We start from the raw sequence: 13,344 nt of genomic DNA on the forward strand, positions 1-13,344 counted from the left end.
AGCCTGAAAGGACAGAGAGGAGGCAAGGATTAGATGGGTAACATCCGGAAGAGGCACAACGGAACATTTAAGGCAAAGATAGCACTGGAGGCACTGAAGGCGGAGAAGACGATCTCAGAGATATCCAGTGAATATGGGGTACACCCAAGCCAGGTGAGGCGATGGAGAAAGCAACTTATTGAGGGACTACCATCTATATTTACAGACAAGAAGAAAAAGGCGGAAAAGGACAGAGAGGAACTTGAGGCAGAACTATACCGTCAGATAGGACAGTTGAAGGTAGAGCTGGACTGGCTTAAAAAAAAATCTGAGATACTCACCAAGTGAGAAGCGAAGGATGATAGAGCCAATGAATACAGAGATACCGATATACAGGCAGTGTGAGTTACTGGGGCTGTCCAGGTCTGCGTACTATTACGAGCCAGCAGGAGAGAGTGAATACAATCTGGAACTGATGAGACTGATAGATGAACAATATACGAAGGCACCGTTTTATGGGAGTAGGCGAATGACGGCATGGCTGAGACATCAGGGATACAAGGTAAATCGCAAACGGGTACAGAGGCTGATGAGGTTGATGGGAATAGAGGCGATATATCCAAAGAAGAGGCTGAGTGTATCATCTAATAAATGTAAGAAATATCCTTATTTATTAAGGGGTTTATCAATCAAAAAGCCTGATCATGTGTGGAGCACGGACATAACCTATATAAGGATGAGCAGAGGGTTTTTGTACCTTGTAGCAATAATAGATTGGTATAGTCGGTATGTACTGTCCTGGGAGCTATCAAACACACTTGAAGTAGGATTTTGTCTTGAGGCCCTACAGAAGGCACTAAAAATATTCAGACCTGAGATATTCAACAGTGATCAGGGTTCACAGTTTACGAGCAAGGAATTTACGGGGAGACTTGAGGATGCTGGGATACGAATCAGCATGGATGGAAGAGGCAGAGTATTTGACAACATTTTCATAGAGAGGCTATGGAGGACTCTAAAATATGAGGAAGTGTATATTCACAGTTATGAGACAGTCAAAGAAGCAAGAGAGAGTTTAGAGAGGTACTTCAGATTTTACAATACAGAGCGGTTTCATGAATCTCTTGGGTATAAAACTCCTGAAGAAATCTATTTTGGATGGAGCCAAACAATTAATAAACAGGCTGGAGCAATCCACCTTAAACAACCTCATTTTTTGTCTTGACGTTGGGGTCCACTTTACCAATTAGGCATCTTTAAAAATTTCTCGACTTTGAATTTTAAAGAGACTAACATCAAAGGGTGGATTGGAATATACAAATTCCACCTTCCACAATCTTATTTCACTGTTGCCTACAGCACTGGGCTAGTATCAAAAAATAGCCAGGGTTGTGGTCTATTTTAGGTTGTGCGGGAGATAAAATAGAAGGAGTTATTATGCCACAAAAACAAATAAAGGTAACCTTAAAAACATTAACTCCATTTTGGACAGGGAATGTAGATGGCAAATCTAATGAATTAAAATTAACAAGTATTATTGGTTCCCTAAGATGGTGGTTTGAGGCGCTTGTAAGGGGAATGATGTATTATGCCTGTGATTCTACAAAAAATAGCCAATGCGAGCCTGATATAAAAAATTCTACCGAGGTCTTAAACATTCACAGAAAAATCTGTCCTGTTTGTTATCTCTTTGGGACAACGGGATGGAAAAGCAGGTTTTTGGTGGAAATAGAAGAAAATCAGCTAACATCTCTTTATAATGGAAAAGTGGTTGTGAGATTAGATAGTGACAGAAAAAAATATAAAGGATGGCATTATGAATCAGGAAGTTATGGAAGTGCACAGATTAGATTTGCCTACAAAGAGCAGGTTATAGGGGAAGCAGACGGCAATATAATCAAACTGTCTGATGTTTTCCCTTCTATATTAAAAATATTGCTTTATCTGATTGGTGAATATGGGATGCTTGGAGCAAAGACTTCTATGGGATATGGGGTAGTGGATTTTAAAATAGATGAGAAGGATATTAACATTGCCGAGAATGATTGGGAAAAATTTGAGACATATTTGTCTTTGTTTGATAAAAGATTCAAAGAGGAAGATAAAAAATTACCAAACCTGAAAGAGATGTTTTTTGTTAAATTTAAGGTAAGTGCAAAGGTAAATACAAAAATTGATTATTTGATAAATAAAATGAAAAAGTTTTATCATTATCAGGACGGTATTCTTGAAGCAGTTGTTGACAAATGGAAAAGCAATAACTGTTGTATAACGGCGCCGGTAGTTAGGAAAGAAATTCGTAGCAATATAAAAAGTAAATTTCCCAACGATTCTGAACTTAGACATTTTCTTATGGGAAAAGTAGCTGGAAACACAACAAGATTCTCATCCATTCAAGTCTCACATGTTTATAAGAACCCAAAAAATGGGCTGGAACTCCGTATTTATGGCTGGCTGCCTAATATAGGACCTATTAATGGAAAAGTTCCTGATATTGAAAATTTGCTTAGCTCCTTATTTCAGGGTGTACCATGGAAGAGTTATATTCCTTCAGAAATTCAGAAAGGGATTTGCTGGGATGGAAGTAAGTTAAGTTTAGTAAATAACAATGTGAAATATTTATTTATCAAAAGCCGAGAGGTGCAAAATGGAAATAAAGCATGATTACTTTGCTTTTTTAAAGAAAAATAGATTTAGCCAAATTAGCTATAAAAAGTTCATTCGTGAGCATAGCTTACTCTTTTTCCATGCCAAAAGGGATGCTCTTTGGAAGAATAAACCAGGAGATAGGAGGGCATTATTCTTTAAGTATAAGGATATTGTTTACAATTTATGCCCGGAATTCTTGGACTATGAAATTTTAGAAATTGATTATGGCAAATTTCTCAATAGCTTTAACTTTAAAATTATCCTAAAATTTCCCTTTTTCACTGCTTCTGAAAATAAGTTTTATAGCATCTCTAACCCCATAGCCAAAGAAAGGCCTACAGGACTTCCAGTGCTTAGAGGAAGCTCGCTTAAAGGTGCTTTGAGGCAGACAGCTATAGATGTTCTGGAAAGTAAGATGTTAGAAAGTAACTATGGAAGCAAATTGGAAGACTATGCTTCAAAAGAAGAGGATGAGATTATAAAGCAAGAAGGTAAACAAGACAAGTTCTGGTTTAAAAAAAGAGCCAGAATTGTAAGACTTTTTGGAAATGAAAAGGATGGATATGTAAGCTGGTTTACTTTTAAAAGCCTTTTGGCAACAGGTGGAATAAAGGATGTGAAAAAAATAGAAGAGGTTTTAGGAAAAATATCTAATGCATTTCGGCAGTATTTAATAAAAGAGCAGCGTATTACTGATGATGAGGGAAACTGCAAAGGAAGGCTTATTTTTGAAGACCTATATTTTAAAAAGGTTGCTCTTGATGTCATTACACCCCTTGACAGAAAGAAAAGAACACCTGTTCATGGGCCTATCTACTATGAAGTTGTGCCTGCTGGCGAAACGGTCGTAGGTAGAATCTTATGGTTTCCATTTGATTTAATAGCGAAGCCCAAAATAGATGTAGATGAGATCAGAGAAGAATGGGAAAAAGACAGAAAAATAATAGTAGATGCCTTTAATAGATTAAAAGAAATCGGCATTGGTGCCAAGACAAAGGATGGCTGGGGGAGATTTGAATGGGAGGAAGTATAAATGGGACTAAAAGAGCTTATAGATAAAAGAAAAGACATCCTTTTGGCTGAAATCGGGGCGTTGATACATGACCTTGGGAAGTTGAGTGAGGAGTTTGTAGACCATTATTTACTAGACAGTGATAAGCTATGGGATGGAGATTATCATCCTTACATATTAGTTCCTAATAGATTTTCCTTTGATGAACATTTTAACGCTTTATGGAGTGAGTATAGTCAAGGGAATTTTGTAGAAGTTGAAAATGGAATTTTGAATTTATTTTTGCAAACTGAACCTGTATTAAACTCCTTGAAGAGAGAACTACAAAAAAGAATTAAATTAGAAAAAAAAGGAAAAATAAAAACACTTGCCCAAATAAAAAGCGCTTTATCTCACGCAGGAAAACCTTATTCAAATTCATATTTAGGTCAAAAAATAGATGAAATTAGCGATAGAATTTTAAAGCCGTTAATGACTATACAGTTATGTTTTAATAATGCTGATAAAACACAGTATTTTTTAAAAGAACAGCTAAAAGAATTATTAAACAGTATATTCACAACACTTTTTAATGAAGATCTTACGTTAGCAAATTTCATCTGTGAACACAGCAGTTCAGACACTCCAAGTAAAACTTTAAGTCATTTAATAGCTAAGAAAGATGGTACCGACGGTATAGACTCTGCCATTGATAAAATGGTTTCTGAAGATTGCAGATATGTAATGCAATCCAAAGACCATACTTACATTGCCAATGCCTTTGGGTATGAAGGACAAGGACAAAGGATTGATTTAAGCCTATCAGATTCAGATGAGAAGTCATTAACCAAGATACGGGAAAATTATGCAAATAAACTTGCAAGTATTCTAAATATCCTAACTGCCAATCAAACAAGCATTTCAACATGGATTGAAAAGAGGAAAGATTTACTTAATGAAACCAGAAAGGCTTTCCTAAATGCCCTTGGGGAGACCCGTAGGCCGGCCAATGATGTTACATTATGGGACCATTCCTATTCCGTGGCATCCCTTTATAAAGCTGCCCTGTCGCAAGTGCTTATTTATGGCTGGAAAGAACCTGAAAAAATAAAGTGGCGACTTCTTGCTATTCGTTTTAATGGAGCCAAATTTTACAATCAGGTGTCAAAGATTGGAGATGTGCTTGGAAGAAAAGGGCTTGTAAAAAAGCTGCTTGATACCATTAGGGACATACTTGAAGTGCTCATTCCTATAGGTAATGAAATTTATCGGGATGAACATGGAAGCGTCTTTCTTGTGCCTGAAGGCGTGGAAGAAAACAATATTTTGGAAATTACTGAAGATATTTGGAACTCAATAAAAGGAATTCAACTTAAGTCTATGCTGGATTTTAAAGGTAATTGGCAGGAGCAAAGCTTAGAGAACATATTTAACCATAAACCTGTCAACATGAAACAAATGATAAAAAATTTGTGTTCTTTTATCTCTGAAGGCCTTTTAAAACCTGAAGTTAAGTTATTTGCTTCTTCAAGGGGTGCTTTAAACCTAAATGACGCTGTTGAATTCAAGCCAGACCCCAAACCTGATATAAGCAGGCTTAAAGAAAAATGGAGAGATAAAACAGCAGGTTATGAGAAGTGCTCGGCCTGTGGTTTAAGGCCAATCCCTTTAACAAGGGAAGAATATTATCTACTCAAGGATAAAGAATGGGAAAACCTTTCTGAAAAAGAAAAGAACAATATTAAGGCCTATGAGCGAAAGGTTTGCCTTGATTGCCTTAAACTAATGCAGAACCGGGTAAAGGAATGGGCTAATGATGAAAACAAAAAGTGGAGTAAAGAAGAACTTGAAAGGCCATCATGGGATACCTCTATCTGGTTGGATGAAGTGGCAGATGAAAACAACCGCTTAGCCCTTGTTTATATTAGTTTTGACTTAAGCAGGTGGCTTAGTGGAGAAATGCTAAATACCTTTTTAAGCAAGCCGTTGCTTGATGAAACATTCAAAAAGGAATTTGGAGAACTTGAAAATGTAACTGATTACAATCAGTTGGTTGACTTGATAAAGGAAGCCTTTGAAAAGGATGACTTTGGGCATCAATCTTCTGTAGCTAAAAAAGATGGGAATAACTTGACAGTAGAAGAGTTGTTTAAAGTGTTGCTTGGAATTAGAAAAGACAAAAACCTTCAAAAACAAACCAAGTGTAATAAGCCACACGAGCTCTTCCAAGTAATAGTAGAAGAAAGAGAACCTGACTGGGAGAATAAATATCCTTGTCCTTTATGTGTCACAAAAGGTGATAATAAGCACAAAGCTCTTGTTTTTTTGCTGCATCTTACCCGCAAACATCCATCTTTTGCCCGTTTAAGAAGAATTTGGGAAACGACAAGGAATTTTGGAATAGAAATGTTTGAATCTGCAACAAATAAGATTGAGAAACGAGACCGAACAGTTATAACCTTTAGCGCCCGTAGTCAGAAGTTTCGAAAAACCCATACCTACTGGTTTAAGGATAACAAAGGGGCAAAATGCGAGCTGGTAGTTTTACCTGAAGAAAACGGCTCCCAAATGAAGGCAGCTATAATAACTGCCTCTGATGATTTAAATTTAACCGCTGGAGATAGATTAGAACTTTATGACGAGAATTTTACTACTTATTATGACACTATAACTGTCAAAAGAAAAAGTGAAGAAGAGCATTTTATTCCTATTATTCCCTATCTTTTTGAGCCTTCTAAGACCATGTTTTTTGTCCCATTAAAAAATGTGTGGGAAATTATTACTCATATCAAAAAGAAGTATGAAATTAAGTTTAATAAAGTTCAAAACAGGCTTCTTATAAGGCTTGGATTTGTGGCCTTTCATAAAAGAACGCCAATGTATGTGGTGCTGGATGCTGCTGAAAAGTTGTGTTCGGGAGAGGTTCAATCTGAAAAGCTGGAAATATGTGATATTTCTAAAATGGATTCACGAAAAGTTGTCAAATTGAAACTGAGCGATGGTTATGATTATGATTTTTATCATGCTACAGGCCCTTTTGATAAAGAAGACCCAGGTGACCCCAATAAAGAAGACTTCTTTTATCCCTATTTTATTGTTGAAAATGACAACGGCTGGAAGGTTTATGTAAAAGAAAAAGATGATAGAGGCAGCTGGGAAACAATCAAGCATGTAACATATTTAACTAAAGGGGATAAAGTCAGGTTTTATCCATCTTATTTTGATTTTATCTGGATTGATACTAATGTAAGGCGACTTGATGCAGGAAGTAGTAAACAAGAAAGAAGGCACTGGCTTTTTAAAAAGGCTTCTCCTAAACCTTATAAACTAAAGGCCATTGAGGATTTTGAACGATTAAGGAAGCTTTTAATAAATAAATTACATCTTACTTCATCCCAATTACTCAATGCCTACGGATTTTTGATTTCCAAGCTTCAGGAATGGAACTTAGAAGATTCCGCTTTGCCAATAGATGACCCAATATTTGTAGGGTTTGTTGAAAACATTATATTGAACATTCCTTTCAGGCTAAAAGTAGGAGAAGAAACAAAGAGAGGTGCTATAACAAGAGAGGATTTTGAATTTTTTAAAAACACAATGCTTAATGGAATTTTCTTTGATTTTATAGATATGTGGCACACTGTTTTAAAAAGGGGATTTAAGGAAGGAGGATAGAAGAAATGAGTAATGAGGCTTTTAAGACCAAAAGGTATCTGACTATTGCCAAAGAGCCAGTTTTTGTGGGAACAGGTGGCTACAGAATAGGGAGGGTCGATAATACCATTGTAAGAGATCCAGCTACAAATCTACCAAAGATTCCAGGGACTACCATTGAAGGAAATGCCAGATATTACAGTTGGTTGCATTATAAAACAAATAATATGCCAATTAATTTTGGTTGTGCAAAGGGTAAAAAGACAGAAGATAAAAATCCATGTGGAATATGTCCTGTTTGTTTAACCTATGGATTTGCGACTGAAAATAAGGCTCAAGCAGGTCTTGCCTACTTTTCTGATGCCAGAATCTTATTTTTCCCTGTAGCCACTATGATTGGAACAGTCTGGGTAACTTCGGAGGAAATTGTGAAAGAATATATTGATGGTGCCAGTATTGATGGAATTAATAAAGATGAATTTATTGCATCTGATACTCTTATAAGTTCATTACCAACGACAGACGATGGTAAAAGAGTCTTAAACTTCGGCTGGATTATGCTGGAACATAAAAATGATGGCGATGTTAGAAACTGGAGCAACTGGACTCTAAAAAAGGAAGCAGAAAACGATGAGATTACTAATTTAGATACTGTATTTAACAAAATAAACAAAAGACTTTGCATCGTTTCTTCAAATGTATTTAGCCATATAGTAAATTCTAATCTTGAAACCAGAACATCTGTTTCCATAAATCCAGTAACAGGGGCGGCTCAAACTGGTGCCTTATTTACCTATGAAGCCCTGCCAAGAGGCACGGTTTTTGTTCTGGATGTTACCTACGAAAATCCGGCCAATTACAGAAAAGATGAATCTATTGATACTATCATTGAAACAGTGGAAAAAGGCTTTGAGCTTTTCTCTAACCTTGGAATTGGAGGCATGGGAACAAGGGGATTTGGAAAAATTGAGGTGTTAAAAGAGAATTGGAAGGAAAAAGATTTTTGGGAAGGAATAAAAAATTTGGTGAAGAATTTGAAAGATGGATACTTGGAGCTATCAGCTCAAATAAGTACCAAACAATCTGAAATTGAAAGCGAACCTGATGAAAATAAAAATAAAGAGCTTGAGAAAGAAAAAGAGAAATTGTGTGAGCAGGCTGGGGATATTTCTAAAAAATTGAGGTTATGGAAATTTTATGTTGAGGGAAAAAAATCTACTTTAGAAAGGCAAAAGGAGGGAGTTGAAGAATTAATAAGCCTCCTTTCAAACATTAACATGTACGATAAATATCTTGATATTCCTAATGGTTGCAACCAGGAGGTAGAAAATGGAAGCAACTAACCTTGATAAAATATGTGCTGAATATGGAATGGATTTGTTAAATATACCGAAAAAGTTGTATGAAAGTGCAAATAAGGAAATAAAGAGTTGTTCAAACTTACAAGAATTAAAGGCTAAAGATTACGATAGGTCTGAATTGCAAAATAGTTTAATAGAGTTTTTAGGTTTTAAATTAGTAGATCCTTTGGCAGAAGCAAAAGAGTGGAGAGAAAAAGACTTTACTAAAAAGAAACGTTCAGAAGAATCATTAGAATTTAACCCTAAGGAGTATGAAACAGAAATCACCAAGGCCCTTGGTATTCTGGTAGAAGATGGCCCGTTTGCCTATATGATATGGCTTAAATCTCAAGATAAAGAACCACATCAGGCAATGCTCATTCAAACAGGCAGAATTTTGGGAGAATTGAATGTCATTAAAAAAATAGGTACTAACGAGAATTTAAAAGCAAAGATAGAAGATAAGTTTCTGAATGCGTTATCTGATCTTACAAAAGCCCTTTTTATCAAGACCATCCTTGAAAAGATGCTTACCTATGCCCGTTATAAAGCCAAGGCCATGCAAAATGAATAGGAGTGAGACAATGAATATTTTAGAAATAAAACTAAAGTCCTTATCTCCAATTGCCATAACAAAGAGGGTTTTTGGCCCTCTGTATGAAACAGAGATTTTTATACCTGCCTGGACCATGTGGCATACTTTTGTAAAACTCTATGCCTTAGCCAGTAATCGTGATTATAAAAAAGCAGAACAAGATTTAACTAACCTCAGATTGACCAATTTTTATATTCTGGAGCATAGCGATATCATTGTTCCATTTAAAATGGATAACGATGATAAAAATTTTTCTTTTGATAAAAGGGGGTATGTTACCTCTGAATTTAAAACTGCCATAGACCCATTATCCAATACTTCTCTTTTGGGAGCCCTTTATGAACGGGAATTTATCAAAAAAAAAGACTTCGTTGGCTGGATTAAAACTGAAAATCAGGTACTTAAAGAGTTTTTTACAAGTCTCAAAGGTTCAATTTTCTTTATAGGGGCTGATAAAAATACGGGCTTTGGCAAAATAAAAATTGAAGAAGTTTCAGAAATCTTTTCTGTAAGTGGTCAATATGCAAATAAAATAAGGGACTCATTAAGCAGGGCGGATTTGGGAAATTATATTATTCCGCCAGAGTTTACTGGTAAAGAAGAATTGTATTTTCCGCTTATTTTAAGAAGATGGGATGAAGAAAAAGGAGTAGGGATGAAAGTAGAATACGTAGAGAATATTCAATAAAAGGAAGTTATAAAATCATTAGTACAAATTGGTAATATGCGGAATTTGAAAAAATAAAATCAGAACTAAATAGAACTCCGAAGGGATGAATAAGATACAAGTCGGGAAAAAGCTCTATTAAGATCTGCAGAGGATGTCGGGGTGATAGACTCATCAAACCTTAGTATTGAGCAAGTGCTGCACAACATATTAACCCAAGTTTATCAAAAATGATAAACTCTGGCTATGAATAATGAAGGGAAGTTATATGATAAATTTTTCAATTTGCCCTCATGACGCTCAAAGTAATCTGCAATTCTGGAAAGATTTTGCAAAACAACTTGAAATAAAGCTTGGAGAGAAGATAAACTTTGAACCTTTCTTTTCTTTTAAAGAAGAGGAAGAAAAATTAAGCTCTAAAAATTATCATCTATATTACTCTAGTCCAGTTAAAGCACCTTATTTATATCAAAAAGGTTATAAAGCAGTAGCCAAATTTAAAGATCAAAAGGATCAGTTATTTATTATTGGCAAAAATCCAGATGTAATTAAGAAAGATTATATAAAAGTAGCTATTGCTGGAGGCAAACCCCACTATGCTTTGATAGATTTTGATGTTAAATATGCTGAGGTTATTTTTACAGATAATTTTCTTGAAGTATTTGAGTTTGTATTAAATGGCAAATCAGATATAGGGGTTATGAATAATGAAGTCTGGGATAAGATAAAAGATAAAAAAGATGTAAAGATAATAAGAAATACTTTTTTTGATGTTATGCACATATTTATGGCCCATATCAGTGTGTATGACAAGGTTAAATCTCCATTATTATCCTTTGATTTTTTAGAAGAAGCCAGCGACAAAGATTTATTTCAGGTTATTTCTATATTTGATAGGCTTAAATTCTTCGCAAAAAAATGGGAGGAACATGATATAGCAACTGCTATTTTTGATTTAGATAATGTAGGTGTTGTTATTTATCAAGAAAAACTTGTATATGCCAATAAATTTACTTATAAGCTGTTTGGATATTCAAAAGAAGAAGCTTTGTCAAAGACTATTTTAGACTTTATTTATGATGAAGATAGGGAAAAGTTACTCAATTTTATAGAAAAAAGGCTTAAAGGGGAAAAATTTTCAAATTTTTACCATGGAATTAGAGGTATAGATAAATATGGTAAAATTCATATATTGAGTGTTTTTAGCTCTACTATTTTATATAAAGGAAAGAATTCTGGATTTTTCATTTTCTTTGATATAACAAAGCATGCAAAAATAGAAAGGCTCTACCATCTGCTAAGAGAAGTTGACACGGCTATCACCAAATCCACGTTAGAAGAGGAGATGTTTGAAAGGGTCTGTAAGGCATTGGTTGAGAAAACTGGTCTTAGATTTGTAAGGGTTGCAACCAAAGACACTGAAGACAGCCCTTATCTTAGGGTGTTACATAAACATGGAGAAGATAAGGGTTATTTAGATAAGGTTAAGGTATCATGGAAAGAAGATTTACCTACTGGAAGAGGACCAACTGGAACGGCATTTAGAACAGGTAAGATAGTTGTAATATCAAACACCCAGAAAGACCAGAGATTTGTACTCTGGAAAGGATTGGCAAAAAAAACAGGTTTTTTGTCAGTAGCTGCCATTCCCCTAGAAGATGAAAATGGTCATATTAAGAATGTAATAACTATGTACTCCTCTGAGCCAGGTTTTTTTGATGGAGAAGTGTTATCTGTTTTAAATGAAATAAAATCAGACTTAGAGTTTGCCATAGAAAGATTTTATGAAATAAGGAACTCCATAATTCTTCAAGATGCTCTTGAAAAAGCTCCATCCTGGGTTCTAATAACTGATGAAGAATCTAACATTGTTTATGTAAATGAGTTCGTGTGTCGAATAAGTGGGTATTCTAAAGGAGAGCTAATTGGAGAAAATCCCAGAATATTTAAATCTGGAATTCATCCAAAAGAGTTTTTTGAAAAATTATATAAAACAATAGAACCTGGAAAACAATTTTTTGCAATTTTTGTCAATAAAAAGAAGAATGGGGAGCTTTTTTATATTGAGCAGACAATATTTCCCATAGTAATAAGACCTAACATAAAAAGGTATATGAGTATTGGAAAAGATATAACTCAAGAAGTTAAAATGCAAGATGAACTAATAAAAATAAAACAAAGTGATGTACTGACTGGTTTATACAATTTCAATGGTTTTCTGAGTATTGTAAGCTCTCAACTAAGCACAATATCAAAAGGACAATATTCTGTAATGGTGCTAATTGATATTTTTAACTTTAAATATGTAAATCAGATATATGGTTTAGAAACTGGAGATTACGTATTAAAAACAGTGGCAAGTAGATTACTATTATATCTTCCTGGATCTATAATCGCAAGAATTTCAGGAGATGAATTTGGTATTTACAAAGGAAATTTTTATTCAGACGATGAGATAGAACATTTTATAAATGGATTAAAATTATTATTTGATGAATCTATATCTATTGGAGAAGATAAAATTAGTCTATCTTTCCATGCTGGAGTATCATTAGCTCCAAAAGATGGAACAAAATTTAACGAAATTTATGAAAAGGCATCAATAGCTTTACGATATTCAAAAGAACGACAAGAGAATACAATTTTGTTTTATGATATAGATCTTGATAAAAAATTAATTCAATATACAAATACCCTAAATCTTATAGAAAGGGCATTAAAGGAAGATCTATTTGTCTTATACTATCAACCATTCTTTGAGGCTCAGACATTAAAATTGAAGGGATTTGAAGCACTTGTCAGGATTAAGGATAAAGATGGAACCATCTACCCACCTTATGTATTTATAGATATGTTGGAAGAAAGTAAATTTTTACTGGATTTTGAGAAATGGCTTGTAAATAAAATTTATAAGCAAACTAAAAAATGGAATAAATTACTATCATTTAATATATCTTTAAATGACTTTACCAATGAAGAGTTTATAGAATATTTATTGAATTTTAATTTTGAAAATATGGCTATCATGGAATTGACTGAAAGAATTTTTGCACAAGATTTAGAGAAAATAAAAACAACTTTAACAAAGTTAAGAGAAAAAGACAGGCTAAAAATAGCAATAGATGATTTTGGAACAGAATATTCGTCATTAAGATACATAAAAGAATTACCATTAGATGAGCTTAAAATAGATATTTCATTTATAAAGACTATTACACAAGATTACAGGAATAGGGCTTTGGTAGAAACTATAATACTTTTGTCTAACAGATTAGGTTTTATAACAGTGGCGGAAGGCGTGGAGACTGAAGAACATTTGAAGATTTTACAGGACATGGGTTGTAATTTTGTACAGGGGTATCTCCTTGGTAAACCCATGCCAGAAAAAGACGCTGAAAGACTTATAGAAGAGCAAGCCAAATAATCTTCAACTTCATTAAATGGAGGTGTTTCAAAAACTGTGTAAATT

Annotated in this window: 9 protein-coding genes; all 9 read left to right on the forward strand. The window is 34.3% G+C overall.

Annotated elements, in window-relative coordinates:
* Positions 1 to 33: 33 nt before the first annotated feature.
* The 9 genes from ACYQ0O_RS02495 (at position 34) to ACYQ0O_RS02535 (ending at position 13,299) form a co-directional block, all read left to right on the forward strand.
* A protein-coding gene (locus ACYQ0O_RS02495) for an IS3 family transposase (RefSeq protein ID WP_459890310.1) occupies positions 34 to 1,204 on the forward strand; the annotation gives its coding sequence in 2 pieces (ribosomal slippage) (positions 34 to 308 and positions 307 to 1,204; 1,173 coding nt in all).
* Positions 1,205 to 1,252: 48 nt separating this feature from the next.
* Positions 1,253 to 1,384, forward strand: a complete 132-nt coding sequence (locus tag ACYQ0O_RS02500; protein ID WP_459890312.1) for a CRISPR-associated endoribonuclease Cas6 — start codon at positions 1,253 to 1,255, stop codon at positions 1,382 to 1,384.
* Positions 1,385 to 1,416: 32 nt separating this feature from the next.
* Entirely contained in the window at positions 1,417 to 2,643 is a 1,227-nt protein-coding gene (gene cmr1 / locus ACYQ0O_RS02505; RefSeq protein ID WP_459890314.1) for a type III-B CRISPR module RAMP protein Cmr1, read from the forward strand.
* A complete protein-coding gene (locus ACYQ0O_RS02510; RefSeq protein WP_459890316.1) occupies positions 2,627 to 3,661 on the forward strand; it encodes an RAMP superfamily CRISPR-associated protein in 1,035 nt (344 codons plus the stop codon). The genes cmr1 and ACYQ0O_RS02510 overlap by 17 nt, the downstream gene beginning before the upstream one ends.
* Entirely contained in the window at positions 3,662 to 7,294 is a 3,633-nt protein-coding gene (locus tag ACYQ0O_RS02515) for a CRISPR-associated protein Csx11 (protein WP_459890318.1), read from the forward strand.
* Between the two features lie 5 nt (positions 7,295 to 7,299).
* Positions 7,300 to 8,616 carry a type III-B CRISPR module RAMP protein Cmr4 gene (cmr4, locus tag ACYQ0O_RS02520; protein WP_459890320.1) on the forward strand — a complete coding sequence of 439 codons (1,317 nt, stop codon included), beginning with the start codon at positions 7,300 to 7,302 and terminating at the stop codon, positions 8,614 to 8,616.
* Positions 8,603 to 9,187, forward strand: a complete 585-nt coding sequence (locus tag ACYQ0O_RS02525; RefSeq protein WP_459890322.1) for a hypothetical protein — start codon at positions 8,603 to 8,605, stop codon at positions 9,185 to 9,187. The genes cmr4 and ACYQ0O_RS02525 overlap by 14 nt, the downstream gene beginning before the upstream one ends.
* A 10-nt stretch (positions 9,188 to 9,197) precedes the next feature.
* A complete protein-coding gene (locus ACYQ0O_RS02530; protein WP_459890324.1) occupies positions 9,198 to 9,896 on the forward strand; it encodes an RAMP superfamily CRISPR-associated protein in 699 nt (232 codons plus the stop codon).
* Between the two features lie 247 nt (positions 9,897 to 10,143).
* Entirely contained in the window at positions 10,144 to 13,299 is a 3,156-nt protein-coding gene (locus ACYQ0O_RS02535) for an EAL domain-containing protein (RefSeq protein ID WP_459890326.1), read from the forward strand.
* Positions 13,300 to 13,344 lie beyond the last annotated feature (45 nt).

This window comes from Desulfothermus okinawensis JCM 13304 (assembly GCF_054654515.1).